Origin of the sequence: Streptomyces sp. NBC_00386 (assembly GCF_036063235.1) — a bacterium.
In the GTDB taxonomy this organism is placed as follows: Bacteria; Actinomycetota; Actinomycetes; order Streptomycetales; family Streptomycetaceae; genus Streptomyces.
The window spans coordinates 63,573-81,598 of sequence record NZ_CP107950.1 but is presented as its reverse complement, the minus strand read 5'-3'; the positions used below and the strand labels follow the sequence as shown (position 1 = coordinate 81,598).

Annotated in this window: 14 protein-coding genes and 1 pseudogene; 9 read left to right on the top strand and 6 right to left on the bottom strand. The window is 68.1% G+C overall.

Features of this window, described 5'->3' with window-relative positions; translation table 11 throughout:
* Positions 1-45 precede the first annotated feature (45 nt).
* A pseudogene (locus tag OG780_RS00330) lies at positions 46-414 on the top strand (TerD family protein); the annotation flags it as partial.
* Positions 415-705: 291 nt separating this feature from the next.
* On the opposite strand, the gene OG780_RS00325 reads toward OG780_RS00330, so the two are convergent.
* Both OG780_RS00325 and OG780_RS00320 read right to left on the bottom strand, forming a co-directional pair.
* A complete protein-coding gene (locus OG780_RS00325) occupies positions 706-2,445 on the bottom strand; it encodes a hypothetical protein (protein WP_328443438.1) in 1,740 nt (579 codons plus the stop codon).
* 860 nt (positions 2,446-3,305) lie between these two features.
* Positions 3,306-4,244 carry a hypothetical protein gene (locus OG780_RS00320; protein ID WP_328443436.1) on the bottom strand — a complete coding sequence of 313 codons (939 nt, stop codon included), beginning with the start codon at positions 4,242-4,244 and terminating at the stop codon, positions 3,306-3,308.
* Between the two features lie 472 nt (positions 4,245-4,716).
* Here OG780_RS00320 and tap point away from each other — a divergent pair, with 472 nt between their 5' ends.
* From tap to OG780_RS00295, 5 genes are all read left to right on the top strand, one after another.
* Entirely contained in the window at positions 4,717-6,852 is a 2,136-nt protein-coding gene (gene tap, locus OG780_RS00315; RefSeq protein ID WP_328443435.1) for a telomere-associated protein Tap, read from the top strand.
* Positions 6,853-6,856: 4 nt separating this feature from the next.
* Positions 6,857-7,414, top strand: coding sequence for a telomere-protecting terminal protein Tpg (gene tpg / locus OG780_RS00310; protein ID WP_328443434.1), 558 nt, complete (start codon positions 6,857-6,859; stop codon positions 7,412-7,414).
* A 479-nt stretch (positions 7,415-7,893) separates the two neighbouring features.
* Positions 7,894-8,244, top strand: a complete 351-nt coding sequence (locus OG780_RS00305) for a hypothetical protein (protein ID WP_328443433.1) — start codon at positions 7,894-7,896, stop codon at positions 8,242-8,244.
* A complete protein-coding gene (locus OG780_RS00300) occupies positions 8,241-8,981 on the top strand; it encodes a restriction endonuclease (protein ID WP_328443431.1) in 741 nt (246 codons plus the stop codon). The genes OG780_RS00305 and OG780_RS00300 overlap by 4 nt, the downstream gene beginning before the upstream one ends.
* 309 nt (positions 8,982-9,290) lie before the next feature.
* Positions 9,291-9,500 (top strand): hypothetical protein, encoded by a 210-nt coding sequence (locus tag OG780_RS00295; RefSeq protein WP_328443430.1) that lies wholly within the window; start codon positions 9,291-9,293, stop codon positions 9,498-9,500.
* A gap of 146 nt (positions 9,501-9,646) precedes the next feature.
* Here the strand turns inward: OG780_RS00295 and OG780_RS00290 are convergent, their stop codons facing one another.
* The 3 genes from OG780_RS00290 to OG780_RS00280 all read right to left on the bottom strand — a co-directional run bounded on the left by OG780_RS00290 (position 9,647) and on the right by OG780_RS00280 (position 12,665).
* Positions 9,647-10,360 carry a hypothetical protein gene (locus OG780_RS00290; RefSeq protein ID WP_328443428.1) on the bottom strand — a complete coding sequence of 238 codons (714 nt, stop codon included), beginning with the start codon at positions 10,358-10,360 and terminating at the stop codon, positions 9,647-9,649.
* Positions 10,357-11,700 (bottom strand): AAA family ATPase, encoded by a 1,344-nt coding sequence (locus tag OG780_RS00285; protein WP_328443426.1) that lies wholly within the window; start codon positions 11,698-11,700, stop codon positions 10,357-10,359. The genes OG780_RS00290 and OG780_RS00285 overlap by 4 nt, the downstream gene beginning before the upstream one ends.
* Positions 11,701-11,882: 182 nt before the next feature.
* Positions 11,883-12,665, bottom strand: coding sequence for an AAA domain-containing protein (locus tag OG780_RS00280; protein WP_328443424.1), 783 nt, complete (start codon positions 12,663-12,665; stop codon positions 11,883-11,885).
* A 228-nt stretch (positions 12,666-12,893) separates the two neighbouring features.
* Between OG780_RS00280 and OG780_RS00275 the strand changes: the two genes are divergently transcribed.
* The 3 genes from OG780_RS00275 (at position 12,894) to OG780_RS00265 (ending at position 17,534) form a co-directional block, all read left to right on the top strand.
* Positions 12,894-13,991 carry a DUF3800 domain-containing protein gene (locus OG780_RS00275; RefSeq protein WP_328443422.1) on the top strand — a complete coding sequence of 366 codons (1,098 nt, stop codon included), beginning with the start codon at positions 12,894-12,896 and terminating at the stop codon, positions 13,989-13,991.
* A 1,957-nt stretch (positions 13,992-15,948) separates the two neighbouring features.
* Complete coding sequence (locus OG780_RS00270) at positions 15,949-16,608, top strand: hypothetical protein (RefSeq protein ID WP_328443420.1); 660 nt, start codon at positions 15,949-15,951, stop codon at positions 16,606-16,608.
* Positions 16,605-17,534 (top strand): zeta toxin family protein, encoded by a 930-nt coding sequence (locus OG780_RS00265; RefSeq protein ID WP_328443418.1) that lies wholly within the window; start codon positions 16,605-16,607, stop codon positions 17,532-17,534. The genes OG780_RS00270 and OG780_RS00265 overlap by 4 nt, the downstream gene beginning before the upstream one ends.
* Positions 17,535-17,550: 16 nt before the next feature.
* Here OG780_RS00265 and OG780_RS00260 read toward each other — a convergent pair whose 3' ends face one another.
* Positions 17,551-17,775: a hypothetical protein gene (locus OG780_RS00260; protein ID WP_328443416.1), complete on the bottom strand. Its 225-nt coding sequence runs from the start codon at positions 17,773-17,775 to the stop codon at positions 17,551-17,553.
* Positions 17,776-18,026 lie beyond the last annotated feature (251 nt).

Sequence of the window (18,026 nt, the reverse complement as noted above, 5' to 3'; positions counted from 1 at the left end):
CGCGCCAGCGGATCGAACTCCCCGCGAAAGGAACCAGGATTGACCCTCATCTACGGGGCACCCGAACGCCCCGACGCGACCGTGCGCCTGACCACCGACGGCCCCAGCGAACAAGCCGTCACAGTGGACCTGACCCCTCTTCCCGACGCCGTCCGCAAAATCGTCGTCGCCGCCGCCATCGACGGACCCGCGACGTTCGCCCACGCCGGGGCCATCGAGATCACCGTCGCCCGAGGAACCGGCACCCGAGCCGTGGCCCAGGCCACCCTGGACGCCGCGACCACCGAACGAACGCTGCTGCTCGCCGAGATCTACCGGCGTGGCCCGGGATGGCGCGTCCGCGCGGTCGGCCAGGGATACGACCACCAACTGGCCGCCTTGGCCCGCGGCTTCGGCGTCGACATCGTCGACTGACCCTCCCACCCACCCTCCGCCGAACAGAGCCCTGCACGACATCGGGCCCACCGTGCCGAGATCCCGCGGGACAACCGGGCCTCGGCATCGATCCCCGCCACGCCCTGCTCACTACTCGCGAGCATTCAGCGCGTCCGCCCTTCCCGACACACCGACCGCGCCGCGGTCCGCGGCGCCCTCGACACGGTTGCGGCCCTCGCCCTTCCACTGCGCCGCCGCGACCGGGCGGCGCCCGCGACTTGCCCCTGCCCCTGCGTTCGCCGGAGGCACGAACCGGGAGAAGCCCCGGGCCTATCGGCTGCCCGGCGGCTTCGGCCAGGGTGCTCTCGTGACAGCCGCGTCCAGGAGGTCACCCAGGCGCAGCCAGGCACCGGGTCCGGAGTTGGTCGCCGGGCAGGTCGCGAACCGGTTCCACGCATCCTGGTCGGTACCCAGGGCCTCGCGTACCGCGGCGACCACCGACGGATGCGCGCTCCCGTAGCGATCCCCCCGGGCGCGCAGCGCCGACCAGGCCGGCAGAGCGCGTACGAGGGCCTGCTGGGTTTCCGTCCTGGCCAGGACCAGGCGGGTCCAGGCTTCGCGCCATGTCGGTGCGCCGCCGAGGTTCTGGCGCAGGCTCTCGGTGAGAGGGAGCAGCACGGTGTCCGGACATGCGTGACGTCGCAGCACCTTCTCGAAGTCGTCCTTGGACCTGTGTCCGCTCGCGGCGCAGGCGAGGAGAGCCTTTTCCACGAGGGAGTCGTTGCCGGTGTGCCGGTCCAGGTAGTTGCTCAGTGCTTGTGCCGGGACGCCTGCCAGTTCGCGCACGGTCACCTTGTCCGGGGCGCCGAGAGCGGCACTGCGGCGATCTCCACCGACGGACGGCGGAGGACCGGCGAGGACCCGCTCGATCGTGTCGAGGATCTCCTCGAGTTCACGCCGGTGATCCTGACGCGGTGGGAAGGCTGGATGGTGATGGCGCAGCCGCCCGCGCGCGTCATGGACGATCGGGCGGATTCCGGCTTTCACGTCGTCGGTGACCGTCGGGAGGTGTACCACGAGCTCGCGCACCCAGGCCACCTCGCTCGGGTTGATGGTCGAGTAGCGTTGCTTGGGCTCCCAGAAGGGAAGGGCGCGTGCGGCGGTCTCGGCGAACATGGTCGCGAGGCTGGAGAGTTCGGCTGCAGGAGCACGCCAGTGGGCCTGCTGGTAGCCGTCCTTGGCCTGTGTCGGGTTGAGCAGGTGACGCCAGGTTTCCGAAGCGGCGCGTTGCACCCAGGTCACCGGGGCGTGACACCGCCGGTTGAGCAGTGTGGTGCTGCTCCGGCCCAGGGCGACAGAGAGGTCGATCTGCTCCTCGTCCGTCAGGGCGGACAACTCCTTGGCAAAGTGAGCAAGGACCTGTTGTTCGTCCGATCCGGCGCGGCGCATACGGCAGGCCTCGGCCACCAGGATCTCGCGCGGGAACCGCTCGAGATCTGCTGCGGCGAGCTCGGCCAGCAATCCCGGCTCAACCGCCCAGGGCAGGCTGCCGAGCAACTCGTTGCGGACCGTCCATTTGGCGTCGGTGCCATCGGCCCACCGGACGAGTTCCCGATGCCGCTCTGGATGCCGTTCGAGGATCTGGCGCCACATGTTCTCCCATGCCGCGCGTGCGCCTTTGTATCGCCTCAGCCATTCCTTCGTGTCGCCGTCTGCGTCCAGCTCGTCGGGGTCCGGTGCGGCAGGAAGGGTGTCGCGGGCGGCCGCGAAGACCAGGTCGTGCAGTGGGCCTCGCCGCAGCACGACCTGGGCGGGTGTCGGTATCTCGAGCAGCTGGGGCGTCATGGGTGGGGTCGCAGCCCCGCGAATACGCAACTCCTCGGCGATCGCACCGGCGAGCTGTTCACTGGCTCGCGGGCTTCCGAGCACAGCCAACTGCTTGAGAGTGCACCGCTTCAGCGTCGTCTCCTGCAGCGATGCCGGACACGACGGATGTCCGAGCGCGAGCGCGACAAGGGGTATGCCGTCCTCGAGGTGGTACGTCTCCTTCTCGGCCTCCAGATCCGCCACGGCCGCCTCCAGAAGCCACTGCGGCGCCTGCCGTGCATGAGGCCCGGACAAAAGGGCCTCAGCGAGTGCCGAGCGTTCACGGTGAGATTGAGCGGTCCGAACCTGTCGCGCCGCCAACTGCACCACGGGGTCGTCCGAGCCGCTGCCGGCCATCGCTGTGAGGAGGAAGTCGCAGGGAAGCACAGCGGCGGGGTCCTGGCCGGTCACGAATGGTTCTCCATCAAGGCTTGTCGGGCTGCTTGCCCGGCATGATGCCGTACGGCACTGACATCGACTCCGCACGCACCCGCGCAGTGAACCCGGCCGGGGAATGGGCACTCGGCCGACGTCGGCGATGACCTCGAGGACGCTGCCGTACTCGGCCCGATGGACGGCGGGCCTTGTGGGCTGCTGTGCCTTGTCGGGCATCGTTTCCCACACGCGGGCGATACGTGCTCAGGGTGATCTGGAATCTGCGGACAGGCCTCGTCCCCTGACCCGCCGTCGAATCCTGTTCTCGTCCGGTGCGGGCTGGTTGGAACCGCCGTGGTCCCAGCCGGGGGCGGGGAAATCTGCGGTTCGAGGCGACGGGAGCCAGGTCGTGCGAGTTCTCCGGAGCCACAGGAGCAGGTCTTCGGTTGCTCCGGGAACGCGTCACTGCGGTCTCCTCAAGAGATGCGGTCGGAAGATTTCTGTTTGAGCCCGCCTCGGCAGGTCGTGATGCAGCGCCACGATCGCGCGGGGAACGGCGTACCGCACCGAGGCATGCTGGGCCTCGTCGTCCGGGCCCGGCGCAGACTCGGAGGCAGACTTCCGATTCGAATGAGCCGTTTCCGCAGCCGCCAGTGGCTTGGCCAGCCTGCTCGTTGCTGTCGGATGCGTCAGAGTGGCAAGGCCTGTTGGGCTTGGACTTTGGCGGCTGCCTTCTGCGCGGCGAGGAAGTCTTTGACGGCGGGCTGGCCCAACAGCAGGGTCACGGTGCGCGGTTTGGGCCGGTGCCCACCGGTCAGTTCGGTGAGGAAGTCCGTGGTGACGATCCGGCGTGCTGGAGCATCGTGGACGTCGTCCAGGACGCCTTGGCCGATCAGACGGGTGGCGGTGTCGTCGAGGGTGTTCTCGATGGTGCGGTAGAGGTCGGCCGCGTCCTGTGCGATGGCCTGCTGGGCAAGGGCGAGGGCCTGTTGGATCAGGCGGTGGTGGCACCAGTCGTCGTCGCCGTTCGGGGCGGGGAACGCCTCGGTGGCAGCGTCACGTCGCTGGCTGTGGGTGCCGGCCGAGATGACGGCTGGCATCTTCTGGAGGAGGCCGGCGATGCGCTCGACGTCGAGGGGATCGGGCTCATCCGCCTCGGGACGCTCGAAACGTGCCTCCTGCAGATCGTCCATGAGCACTTCGCGCTGGGCGTCGAGGGCGTCGGCCCAAGCCGCGGACATCTCCCACTCATGCACCACGCCCTCCACGACAAAGGTGATCCGCACGGCGTCCAGCGCACCCGCACGACGCCGCGCGGCGGTCAGCAGCCTGTCCGCCCTCTCGCGCAGTGCAGCAGGTACGCCGCCGTCTGCCCCATCACCCATCAGCAGCGCCAGCTCGTCCTCGTCCTCGTCGTCGGCGGGAAGGACGTCGAACTCATCGGCGTCGAAGTGGTCGAGGTCCCCGTACAGGACGCGGGCCCCGCAGGCGGCAGCCAACTGTGCGACGGCTTCGGTGTCGTATCGGTCCGGGCTGAGAACGGCCCGCAGCCCGGCATCCCCGCCGACCGATGCCGAGATCAGCTGCAGCCCGTGCCGAGAAGCCGCTCCAGGCAGCGCATCGGCCACCTTGCGCAGGTCACAAGCCATCACAACCTCCGTACCTCCGAGATCACCGGGTGCTGAAGTTAGGGGGCGTCGCTGTCGGTGAGGGCGAGCTCTGGACAACCTCGTTCGCAAGGGGGCCGCAGGAGGGACAATGCGATGCAGCTCCCACGTGCTGAAACGATCCGCTGTCATCACCCCCGAGAGCCCGGGCTGCGTCCGACCGGGCGTCCGCTCCGGGTGGATCGCGCCGTGTCGGCGGCTGCGGGGCCGGTCCGTGCAGGGGCGTAGTCGGCGTGGGTCGCGTGTTCGTCCGGGAGGGCGGAACCGGCGCGTCCTGCAGCGCTGTCGCCAGGCTCGGTGATCCGGGACCAGGCCGGGCGAACGGTCGTGGGAGGACCTGGCGCGACACCTCGAATATTCCATGAAAGGGTTAAAGAAAAGGGTTAAATGGGGGAGTGGGGCTTGGTAAGGTCCCGAGCGGAGGTAGCGACCTGTGGCATCCGAGGAAGAGCTGTTCGCGTCGGTCGACGCACTGCTGGAGGCGGAGCCGCAGCTCCCTCATCCCGCAGAGCGCGCCCGACTGCGTGAGGCCGCCGGTATCACCCAGGCCCGACTGGCGACCGCACTGAAGACCACAACTCAGTCCGTCAAGAACTGGGAGAACGGCCGGAGCGAACCGAAGTCGCCCCGCCTGGAGGCATATCAGCGCCTGCTGAACGGCTGGGCCGCGAAATACCCCGCACACGGCACGCCCGTGACGGTGCCAGCCCCGCTTCCTGCCTCGTCCCAACAGCGGACGGCGTCCCCGGCGTTCACGGCCCCCGCACCCGCGCTCCACGAAGCGGACGCCACCGCGCCGGTACAGCACCCCGACACCCCGGCACCCCAAGGACACCCGCCGCTCCGCCCCACCGCCCCGCCGCACCCGCCGGCCAGGAACCGGGCTGCCCAACCCCTCGACGCCGACCTGCGCTTTCCCCACGGCCCCCTCGCCGTCCTGGACGGCGACGGCTCCGCCTACGCGGCAGCTGGCACCGTGCTCGACTGCCCCGCCGCCACCATCCCGGAACTCGTGGAATGGACGCTCAAGGAATCCGGCCTCGGCGCAGCCAAACTGCACCGCAACGGCAAGGACGCCGATCCCCTGATCATCCTCACCGCAAGCGCCGCGATGAAACTCGGCCTCCCCGAGCACCTCGAGGGCCACGAGCAACGCCGCTCCCTGCGCCTGCCCGCCGACCACCCGGTGGTCAAGCAGGTGGCGAAGGCGAAATGGAACCTCACCCAGCGCGGCTTCGGCCCATGGGCGCGCATCTACCGTCCCGCACAGTCGGGCCGACGCCAGTGCGTCCAGCTCGCCGTCCTGTCCTGGGACGCCCTCGACGAGCGTTCCTGGCCGGGCGTCGCACAGATGGAGCCCGCCGACATCGCCCGCGTCCTGGGCATCTACGCGACGCGGGTCATCACCCCGCGCGGCAGCACGGCCGTCTGCGGACTGGAGCTGATGACCGCGCTGCGTCCGCCCACCCGGGCCCTGCAGGACAAGGAGACCGGGAACTGGGTGTCCGGCCACAACCCGGGTTCCCTGGGCACCGAACCGATGGATCCGGCGCCGCCGGAGGCCACTGCCGAGCATCCCGTGGTCGTGAACTCCGGCTGGAGCGGCGGCTTCCTGGACGAAGAGGCCTACCAGTGGGTCCGCGACGTGGACCTGCTCACGGGCGAGGAAGCGTCCCTGCCGTGGGCGGTGGGCCTGGACCTGAACACCGCGTTCCTCGCGGCCTCGGCCCGCCTCACCGTGGGCCTGTCCGCCCCGGACCACTTCCACACCCCCACGTTCAACCCGAAGATCCCCGGCTCCTGGCTGGTCGACCTCAGCCGCATCGAGACGGACCCGCGCCTGCCCTCGCCGTTCACCCCGTCCGGGAGCCGCCCCCAGGGCCCGGCCTGGTACCAGACACACACCGTCGCCTACGCCCAGGAACTCGGCCACAACGTCGCTCCGATCGAGGCGTATCTGCGCCGCGAGACGGGCGCCTATCTGGACCCGTGGCACGACCGGCTCAAGACCGCCTATGTCGACACCCTCGCCGACCTCGGCGTCACCAAAGACCTCACCGACACCGAATTCCTCGCGGCGATGGAGCGGCACAAGGACGCCGACCCGGCTCTGGCCGCGGTTCTCGCCGCGATCAAGGCAACCGTCAAGGGCGGCGTCGGCAAGCTCCGCGAGCGTCCGCAGGGCCGCCACTACCGGCAGGGCGAACGATGGCCCGCGCTGGAGCGCCCGACCTGGCGCCCCGACATCCGCGCCGCGGTCATCTCCAAGGCGCGTGTGAACATGCACCGCAAGCTGAACAACATGGTCAAGATGACGGGCGTGTACCCGCTTGCGGTGCTGTCCGACTGCGTCGTGTACCCCTCACCCGGCCGCAGCCCGCTGGACTTCCTGCCCTACAGTGCCTCCGGCAAGCCCCAGCCCGGCGGCTTCCGCCTCGGCCCCACCCCCGGCCTGGCCAAACTCGAAGGCGTCCAGGACCTGGCCTGGGCCGTCGACCTGATGGAACAGGGCCTCAACCCCGCCCGCCACATCAAGGGCGGCGACGCCGTCCTGGACGACGGAGAGTAGAAACGTGGGAGAGATCGACGAGGCGATCGAACGCGCCGACCGGGAAGCGTTCACCCGCGAACCGCCCAAGACCCTCCCGGCCCGCATCAACTACCTGCTCAAACAGCTGGGAAGCGCGAAGGCCGTCGCAGCGGAACTGGGCGTCACCGCCGACTCGGTGAACCGCTACCGGCGTGGAGCCAGGAAACACCCGCCCAAGGACATCACCACGAAGATCGACGCCGCGGTGCGATCCCGCTGGCAACCGCGGATCCGCAAACGCCGACGCACGCAGGCCGCCTCCGCAGGCGGCATCACTGTGGAGACCCGAGCCCGCTTCGGCTACACCGCACCCATCGGCACCACCGACGACGGCCGCTTCCGCCGCCTCACCGTCCACCTCCCCGCGACCTACGCACAACGCCTGTTCGACGCCCGCGACGCCGGCGCCGACGACCAGGAACTGCGCCAGATCATCGCCGAAGGATTCAAAGACATCTACTTCCAGGACGGCGGAAGCCGCGCCACGGGAATTTCGGACGTGGCCATCAACGACATCGACTACCTCGACCTGGATTTCTGAGCAGATCGCGAGAATGCCGGGCGCTCGGCCATGATCTGGGACATCTGGCGTAGCCCTCTGGACGAGTTCGCCAGGCATGACGTTCTGCTCGGTCCTGACCGCTCCTTGCCCCGAGCACCTCACAACAGCCCCTCACTCCCCATCCGTTGCCCAGCGGCCGCAACTCCCGGAAACGGCTGGATCCGCGGGGGCGCCTCCGGTCTGACGACCCGCACCGCCACGGCAGAGCCCCGGCCGCATCTCGCATGCCTGCGCCGCAGGTGAATCAGCCTTCCGAGGCAGACCGCAGCCGCTCACCGGCTGGGACCGCCTGCTTCTCCTGCCCCGGGAAGAACACGGCGAAGAACGCACGAGCGAATACCTCATGTCCTGAACTAGCCCTCAAAACACGGTAGTTGTACCTCATCAGGTGATCCACTGTCAGTGCCTCCCGCCAGCATGACCGTGACGCAGCCGAGCCACGATCACCTGGGGGACCCATGCCTTTCGTCCGTCCGTACATGCGCTCCGACGGAACGCCGGTACGCGGACACTCCCGCTGGGCGCCCGGCGCCCGCCGGGAGATGACCGTCTTCGCAGTCTTCGGCCCGGCCGTACTCGGCTTCGGACACACCTCGGCCACAGAGAGACCCGGCAGTGTGTCGCCCACACCGTCGGTGACCTACCCGATCCGCTTCGATGACATCCCCCACAACGCCCCGCGGGTGGCCGTCCCGCACCCGACGGTGTCGTATCCGATCACGTTCGACACCCCCGCACCGCGCAAGGCGGCGCCCGCACCCAGCGTGTCGTACCCGATCGACCTCGCAGCCCTGGGAGGCGGGCGATGACCCGGCGTCCGCCCGCCAGGCGGCGGACCACCGGTCGGCGCCCCAGCCGCCGGGGCAGCCGACACGACACATCCGTCACCGCGCCGGCCGTGGCCGCCGTCGCAGCGGCCGCTCTCGTCGTCATGGTGGTCAACTGGCTGCTCGCACACTGGTGGTTCCTGCTCATCGCAGGTGTCCTCGCCGCCCTGGGCGGCTTCGGATGGTGGCAGCAGCGGAGGCAGCGCATGCAGTGGGAGCAGGCCCGCTCACGCGCTCTGCGCTACGGACTGGCCCAGCTGGATGGGCTCTCCCACCAACAGTTCGAGTACGCGGTGCGCGACCTGATGCACCGGGACGGCTGCACCGACGCCGTCCAGGTCGGAGGGCAGGGCGATCTCGGAGCGGACGTGAAGGCCACCGATCCGCTGGGACGCCGCTGGGTGATCCAGTGCAAGCACCGCCGGCACGGTGAACGCGGCGCCGCGGTGGGCACCCCGGAACTGCAGGTTCTCAACGGAACGGGCCGACCGGTCCACAAGGGGGATGTCGTGGTGATGGTGACCAACGGCAGGATCACCCAGCCCGGCCGCATCTTCGCCCGCCAGCAGCGACTGCACCTCGTCGACCGCCACCTGCTCGGCTCCTGGGCCGCCGGATCCCGGCCCTTGTGGGAACTCCTGCCCGCGCTCCCCACACTCCGCAGGCCCTCACCGCTCTCCCAGGACACAGGCGCGCCCGGCCGACCCGAGCGCGCCTGACGAGATCACGGGAAAGCGAGGAGGCAGCAGGCGCACACGTTCCATGATCGTCAGTCGGGTCTGGGCTCTGTCGACCTCGCAATAGTCCGGTGGCTGACTCGTCATCTCGGGGGAGCGGGATCGTGGCCGTAGAGGGGTGCCTTCCTTTCCTGCAGCACGTTTCGCAGGCACTCGGAGTCGGTGTCGGCAAGCCTGAGAATCTGGCCGATGTGTACGTGTTTTGTTGCCATCCACCAGCATTTGCCGCGTCCAGGGCCGTCTGTGCTCGCTACATCTGTACGAGGTGCATTTCATTGGAGGGGGCTTACGGTGCTGACGATCAATGTGGCGGTGCTCCTGGCGATCGTCATTGTCGTGCGGCTCCAGCGCCGTACGGAGGCGCGGAAGCGGTCCGATGAGCAGTTGACGGTGCTCATCGTGCTGGTGTTCGGGGTGCTGGTCGCCCCGACGGCCTTCGGTCACGGGGTCGTCGACGTGGTCGGGCAGGTCGCTGAAGGGATCACTCAGTCAGGCCGCTGACACTCTTCATTGCTACAACACCCGGCGGCATCCCTCCCGACTCGGAGAACGCAGTCCCATCGCCTACGAGAAGGCACCCGCCGCAACATCAACTAGCCTGGCCCCAGCCGCATAGCCCGTGGCCAAGATTCCGGGTGAAGGCCCACTCAGAAACCGTGAACAGCACGCCAGGCATCAAGGGCTCCGACGGTCTGCTGCCCGACGACAATTGCTGCGACGCCCGGTTTGAGACGGGTCATGGCGTGCACGACATCGATGAAAGGCGAGTCCAGCAGGGCCTGCGTCACCTGGTCGGCCTCAGGGTCGGCATCCTGGTGCAGCCTGTGCCAGTCACGCAGGTTGGATCGTGCCCGAACGAAGGCGTCCAGCCGTCCTTTGACGAGGTCAGGACGGTTGAGACCGAATACCTTGATCGTCTCTTCCCCCTTGGCGGACAACGGATCGTAGGTGCCGGCGGTTAGCAGCAGCACCAGGTGCGCGGCAGGATCCTCTGCCGTGGGGTCCACCAGCAGGCAGACACCGTCTGCATCCACTGGGTACTGGTCCCTCTTCACATTGCTGTTGCAGTGGGAACAGGCCAGAAGATGGTTGACCCACACGAAAACCCGCAGCGGCGCCTTTGCCAGAGGCTGGAAGTGATCGATGTCCGTGGCGCGGCTGTCATCGCAGTACATACACCGGACAGCGCCATGCGCCACGGTCTCCAGCGCCGCGCGCACATGCTTCTTCGGAGCTGTCGCATCACCCCAGAGCTCGCGCGCGGCCTCAACGGTTCCTGCAGCGGCCTCGACCTTCTTCGTCCACCGCGTCAGCAAGCCTTGCCCGTGCGAGGAGAGAGCGACGCGTTGAAGCGGGATCACCGTTCGTGCTCCAGCCGGGCCGACACCTCGGCGACCCTGCTCTCCAGAGAGCTCGTCAGCAAGTTGCCCAGCTCCTGATACTCGGCAACTTCTTCGGCAGTGGCCCTCTCGGCATACACCTTGCGCTCAAGTGCCACAAGACGCTGACGATGCTGCTCGGCGCGACCGGAGTAGGGCGTCTCCAGTCCGAAGAGCTCCGACAACACGGCATCGTCCCCGCTGCCGTAGACGACCCGCCGGTAGAGATCCTCGGCCACCACCTCCGGGGCCTGCTGCTCATCGATTCCGGGAAGCCGGATCAGCCCGCCCTCATCCGCGGCCTGGCAGATGTAGGGACTATGACTGGAGACGATGAACTGAATGTTGGGGAAGTGCTCCTGCAGCCAGCCGCCGATCTTGCGCTGCCACGTCACGTGCAGATGCGCGTCCACCTCGTCGATCAGCACCACACCCGGCTGCATGACCGCCACGCCACCGCTGGCAGCCCGAGCGATATCCAGGCGCCCGTAGACGCCGTGGATCTGCCGGACGATGTCCAGCACCAGAGCAGCCACCGTCCGATAGCCGTCGCTCATCTCCTTCAGCGGAAACCCCGGCCCCTTGAGCCCGTCCTCCACCACCCACAGACCGTCCGCCGTCACTCTCTTGATCTGATACCGGTCAGGCAACAGCCCATCCTGCAACAGCGCCAGAACCGTGCTCAGCAAGGGGCCAGCTACGCCACGCTGCGTATCCTCCTCGAACGATCGCAGTCGCAGATCGACCAGCCACGCCACGCCCTCGGCCAGCGACGCGTCCTCATGGAAGAGAGTGGCCAGGCGACCACTCGGCCCCTGGTTCACCATGAGGCGTTGGGCCTCACTGGATCCACCGGTCAGCCGCCGGAATGGGCCGTAACCTGCGCAGAACCAGCCGATCGGGTTCTCGGTCCACGGACCGCGGGGGCCGCTCTTGCCCTTGCCGGCCAGCGCGTCCATGACCGGCCGCTGGACATGGTCCTGCTCGGACGGGCGCGTCCACTGCAGCCCCAGGGAGATCTCATCCTGCGGTGTGTTCCCCGGGCCCACAAAGCCGTCAAGCCCGGCCTGGCCGGTGACGCGGACCTCCACATCACCTTTCCTGGCACCGTGGGTGATCCAGCCGGTGAAGTCCGCCACCAACGCGCGCGCGACAGCCGGCCCGCCCAACGCCAGTGCGATCGCCTGGAGCACGGTCGACTTCCCGGAACTGTTGCGTCCGGCAAGCACCGTCCAGCCGCTACGCCCGGGCAGAGACAGGTCGACCGCGCGCCTGCCGCTGAAACCCTTGATATTTCTAAGCTGGACCCTCTTGACGTACACCTGCGCCCCGTCTTCTCTCCGACCGTCGTACTGCCCTCGACACGAGCAAACATCGCTACGGGCACCGCGCCTTAGCGTCTCACGGCCCTCGCAAGTCAATCCCCCGCAATGGCATGAGCGCCCACCTGCGTCGTCTCGGTCAGATTGCCCGCAGCCTGTCTGTTCGAGCTGAGACGGCAGCCTCAACTACTGAAATCGGCGATGCCCTCGCGGGCGACGACGATGCACGCCTGCCGGTGACGGGAAGCGAGCACGCACAGCCGCCCGGCCTCCAGATGGAAGGCGGTGGCATCCCGGCGGCCGGACAGCGGGTGCACGACGATGACGACTTCGAACTCGCGGCCCTGCAGCCGGTTCGCGGTGCCCACCGCCACACCTGGCGCGCCGGGTCTGCCCGTCCGGGCGAGGGCCGTCCGTACCAGGTCGGCCTGGTCGCGGTGGGCGACGCCGATGGCGATGTCGCCGGGTTCCAGGGGCCGGCCGCCCTGGTGGCGCTCGCATGTGGCGACCGCTCCGCGGTGCAGCAGCCGGCCGGCGAGGTCGGCGGCGGTCTGGAGGGTCTCGGTGTCGGTACGCGGGACGTGGCGGCGTGGCAGTTCGTGCAGGGCCCAGCCGGTGGTGAACGCCTTTGCGAGTGTCTCGTCCAGGTAGGTGTTGCCGAACCCGGCGGTGCGGAAACGCACGCCTTCGCCGATTCCGGCGGTGAAAGCGGGTGAACGGTAGAACGCCTGGGCGATGGTCGGTGCGGCCGATGACGGCAGACGCCAGGACACCGGCAGCCGGTGCACGGGGATCCCCTGGTTGTGCTCCAGCATCACGCTGACCCCGTTTTGCGTCGGGTCGTGCGGCAGTCCGATCCAGCGCTCGGTGCCGACGATCGTGAACGGGTCCAGCTGGCCCGGGTCGCCGACGAACAGGCCTCGGTCGAAGCGTTCGACGATCTGCAGCAGCATGTCCGAACGCATCTGGTAGGACTCGTCCAGGATCGCCCAGCCGGACGTGCCGTCGCGTACGGTGGCCCACTTGGCGGCGGTGCCGACGATGATCCGGCAGCCGGCGAGGTCGGCCGGGGTGCGGCCGACGGTTGTGTTCGTCAGAGCGCTGACGTCCGGTGGTGGACGGGGTCGTGGGCGGGCGGCACTTGCCTGAGAAATTCCTAGGCGCGGCCGGTTCGCACTCGGGACAATGTGGTCATGCCTCTGACAGGACCTGAGCACCAGCGGCTCACGCAGGCCACGCCGACGCGCGACAACGAGACCGACGGCCGGTGGATTGCTTGTGACGAGTCGGGCTACGACGGCGAGGACCTGTTGAGCGACGGCCGTTACCTGATGCTCGCCGGAGTCGCCGTTGACGACGCGGAGGCCGAGCTCATCGTGAGTGAGCTGCGTAGAAAGACCTGCATTCAGCCGACCGTGCGTGACCTGAAGTTCAGACACTTCCAGCGCGGAGACCGACTGGATAGGCTCAGCCGGCTATGGCAGCCCGGCGGTGCGCTGCACGGCCGCTGTTCGGTGTACGTGGTCGACAAGCGGTACGGGCTCATGAGCAAGATCATCGATCTTTTGGTCGAGGAAGAGGCGTACAAGCGTGGTGTCGACCTGCACGTGAACGGGCGGGCCAGGAAGTTGGCCCGAGCCCTCGCCTGCGATGGCCGGCGCGCGCTGAAGGACGACCGGTACGAGCGGTTGGAGAGGGCCTTCGTTGCCTTCGCACGTCGCAGGGACCCTGGTGACCGGCAGGCAGTCATCCAGACGTTTTACGACGAAGTAGAAGACGCCTGGACGGCATCGAGTCGTCGCAACGTCACTGAGGCCCTGGGACTGCTTCGGGCCACGCGCGCACACGCTGACGCGCTCCACGACGGCGCTGGGCGTCAGCATCCTCCGCACCTAGAACTGCTGGATACAGCGCTAGCAACCCTTACCAGGGCTTGGAGCGAGCGACTTGGAGCGATCAGTGTCCTGGCGGACGAGCATCGAGAGCTGACGGATTCCCGACTCGAAACGACCGCGAAAATTCTACAGATCGGAGCAGGGGCCACTCCCTCTGTCATGCATCGGCGTCTTCGCATCCGTCGCATGGCCCGCGGGAGCTCCCACGACCATGCATCGATCCAACTTGCCGATCTGCTCGCCGGGGCTGCGGGAGCCACGGCGAAGCACAGCGCCGACAACCCCAACGAGACCGGCGCGATGCTGCGTCCGATCATCCTGCCGCTGATCGAACCGACGTCGCTCCTGCCCACTGACGATCCGGATCCCTTCCTCAGCGACACCAGCAGGAAGTGATCGTCACATCACCCGCTCCAGGCCGAGAACCGCCAATACGGCGAGCTTGTCGGTTGGCAACGACGGGTGCCCCATCCTGTACGTGATCGCTGGCACGGACCGCTTCGTCGTCCAGGGTGACCGCGTCACCGGCGCTGGTGAATTTGGCCAGCTGAACAATCTCACCGTGGACGAAGGCACGGCGGCCGTGCCGCGCGAGCTGCTCGCGAACTTCGGTTCGAAGAAACCTATGCACGTGCCTGAGTTCATCGGCCTTGAGAGGCCCGGAGGACCTCGCCGTCCTCCTCGTGGATGTCAAACACCCCGTGTGAACCCGTTCGTACGCCCGAGGTGGCACCTGTACCGGGAGACCGCCGCGTCGGCGTCGGCGGCGCGCCCTCATGGTCGCAGTGCGTACCCGACCGCTGGTCAAACCCGACTCCTACGACCTGGCGTGCAATGAAGCAGTTGCGCGGCTCGGGCTCAGCGCATGCAGGCTGGATCAAGGTCCTGTGCAAACAGCTGTAGGTGGATCCGCATGCCAGTGTTCACCTCAGCCGCGCTTTTCCGGTCCATTTGAGGAATCGAGATCGATGGACCAAGGAACAGATGGAAAGGACGTACAGGGTCGTGGTGGAATCCGTGATGTGCTTTGATCCGTCGGTTCCAGGCCGGGCCGTTGTCCGGAACACGAGAGGACGGCCTGGCGAATTCCAGGGATCGGCGCCATGTGAGATCACATCGCTGAAAGGGAAGAGTAGCTCCTTAAGGTTCCGATCATGATTTGCCGCTCTGGAGGGAACGCGTTCGGGCTGGGTGAAGTGAGCGCAGGAATCGCATCATCGGGCGAGATCGCGGGGGTTTCGGTCTCGGGACTTTCTCGGGACCGATGGAAGGCCAGCCCGCCGCTTGCCGTGCGCCGAGGGGTGTTCCTCTCCTCGGTGAGGTGTACCTCGACGGGTGATCGGGTGAACTGGTGGGCGTCGAGCCCCTGTCCCTATTCCGGAGAGATGTCGTGCTCCCTGATTGCGGAGATCGACGCCCCGCACGGACCGTCGGGCTGGAGCCGATCGTCCCCGGCGGCGCGACGGTGACCATCGGGACGAAGGGCTTGCCCGCGGGCGTCGACGGTCCGAACCCGGTGGCGAAGATGCCCGCCGGGACGGTCGGTGGGGAGAGTCGTCGACGGCGCCGGGTGACCTCCTCGGCAGCGTCGAGGAGGTCACCCGGCACTGTGAACGCGGCGGGCGTGACGACCGGTTCCGTCTGTGGTGAGCGCGGCCCCGCAGGAGGAGATGTCCGGCCACCGCGACTGCTTCTGGCCCCGCCGCGGTACCTGCCCGGGCCCATGGAGAGCGGCGGTACGGCGGCTGCGGAGCCCGCGATGACGCTCGCCTCGTCGCCGGCCGGCCCTCCTTTCTGTCCGGCATGCCGTACGTCGCGGGGGACGACTGCCTGGACGATGCGCCGCACATTCCCCTCCCGGAGGACAAACCCCGCACGCCAGCAGTCTGCGCGGCGGTACCGCTCCACCGGCCGCACCGGCTCTGAACAGGTCCTGAGGCGCGACCGGTCGAGCGCGGCGGAGCACAACACCGCTTTCGGGCCGAGGCCTTGAACACGGGCGAACGGCAGGGCCGGCGCTGCGTCCTCACCGGCGAACGGACCAGGGGTGTGCAGATCAAGAGGCTCGTCGAGACCGGCCGGCGTGCCCGGCGCACCGTCAACTGATGGTTCCTCGCGCCCGGATCCCGGGGGCGACGCGCGGTCGCATGGTGGGATCCGGTGCCCGGAGGGGCAGTTGGCGGGACGGACAGGTGGGTGGGGGCCCAGAGGCCGGGCACGGCCGGCACGGTTGACGTCCGAGGGGAAGTCAGACCAGGTGAAACTACTGAGAGTTCACGATCGGTCCGTACGGTAATCGATATAGAACCCCTGCGTTCTGAACGCCACCCAGGTGTGGTGTACGGTGTCGATCGTGAACAATCCCTGGCGTGTCGTGATCCAGCGCGAGGCTGAAGTCTGGCTCGAGCAGGCCGACACTTCCGACCCCCGGGCGGCGCACTGGGCCCGCGTGGCCATCGAAACACTCGCCCGGTACGGCGAGGAGGCGCTCCTGCTGGAGAGCCCCCCCAGCGGCCTCGTCGTCGAGGCGGACCCGCGGTCATCCGACTTGGAGCCGCGGGTTCTTCGTTTCGAATACACGATCGACGTCGGCGCGGGCGAGACGGAGCAGACGCCGCCGGACGTGGAGCCGCGGATCCTGCGGATGGACTGCGCGGTCGCCACCTCCAGCAGAACCGCCTGGGTGCAGCGGCTCAGCGCCACGGGCGCGTCGGTCCACAAGATCGAACACATCGACTACCAGGTCACCATGACGGACCGACAGGCCCCTGAGAACACGGAGAAGCGCACCTCGGTCCTGGCCCACAAGCTCCTGTCCCTGGCCGTCGCCCCGATCCCCTCCGAGGAGCGCGCGCGGTACGCGGAGGAGTTCGCCGCCGAACTGCTCGATCTCGCCGACGAAGGTCTCTCACGCCGACGTCAGTGGAGCTACGCGGCCGCACTGATCCTCAACGGCATCGCGCTGAGCCTGATCCTCAGGCGCCGCGCCCGCATCAGCGGAGACAACTGGTGAACATCTGCAGGTCAGATGACGAGACCAAGAACGTGGTGGCCGCTGATTTCGCACAGTGGGCCTGCAGGACAACCTGCGACTGCCGGTCGCTGCCCCTGCTCTCCCTGCAGCGCCTGCGCCAGATCTTCGACGACCGGATCGTTCCCCTGTACCTGGGGGGCACCGCCGTCTCCCAGGAACGTCCCGTCGCCCTCTACATCATGGGGCAGCCCGGCGCGGGCAAGACCACGATCACCCAGCGGATCGTGCAGGCGCAGGAGGTGAACGAGGCCGTGCGGATCTGTGCGGACGACCTCAAGCAGTTCCACCGCTTCCATGAGCCGCTGATGTGGCACAACTCCCGGACGGCCGGCTTCCGCCTGCGCAAGGACCTCAAGGTGTGGATGCGGCAGATCATGCGCTTCGCGGTCCACCACCGTGCGCATGTCGTGATCGAGATCTCGCCCGACAGGCCCGAGGAGTTTCTCCGCAGCGCCGGTGCGCTGAGTCGCCAGGGCTACCAGATCAAGTTGATCACCCTCGCCGTCCGTGCGGCCGACAGCTTCCAGAGCGTCGCCTATCGCTATGCCACCACCCGGACGCCCGACATGCCGGCACGGTTCACCACCCGCAGTGGTCACCACACGTGCTTCCGGGCGAGCGAGGACACCCTGCGGCAGGCCGAGGACGCCGAGTCGGTCGACAGGATCATGCTCGTGGACCGCCAGGGGAAGCCCCTGTGGAGCTCCAGGCGTCCGAACGGGCTCAGTGCCTCGCAGGTGCTCGCCGAGCAGCGCAACCGGCCCTACGAGCTCGAGGAAGCCGTCTGTTTCATGCGGACTCAGGAATGGCTGTGGGACCAGCTCCCCGCCCACCGGGACGAGGTCGAGGAGATCGACAGGCTGGCCGCCCCCCTGTTGCCGCAGGTCATGAAGCCGAGCATCTGAACACCGGGGCGCCAGGTCACCGACTGCGCAGTTCTCGGTACAAGGCCGCGTAGTCCGCAGCGATCCGTGCCACCTCGGCCGGGTCCGCCGACGGAAGTACCCGCTGATCGGCTAAACACCGGCGCAGCCCGTCCAGGAGCTCCTCGAGGAGTTCCTGGTCCGGCAGAGGCGCACCGTGTTCCTGCTCGATCCGGCCCGTGTACCAGGACGCCACCATCTGCACCCGCTCCAGCGCATGCACGTACCCCGCATGGCGCGGCGGTGAGTCCGCACCATGCATCGAGAGATGAGCGTCTGGCGAGTGTGAGGTATTGGGCACCGGGACCTCCTTCGGAGCTGCGTCGCGAGCGCGTGCTGGTGCACGCGGCCTACAACAACGGCCCCGCACACGAGAGCATAGGGTCACAACTGTTTACCGGCACCGCGTATGCCGCAGTGTGTGGTAATCCACCAAGGCCAGGGGGAGGCCGAATGGTTCGAGATCTTCGCACG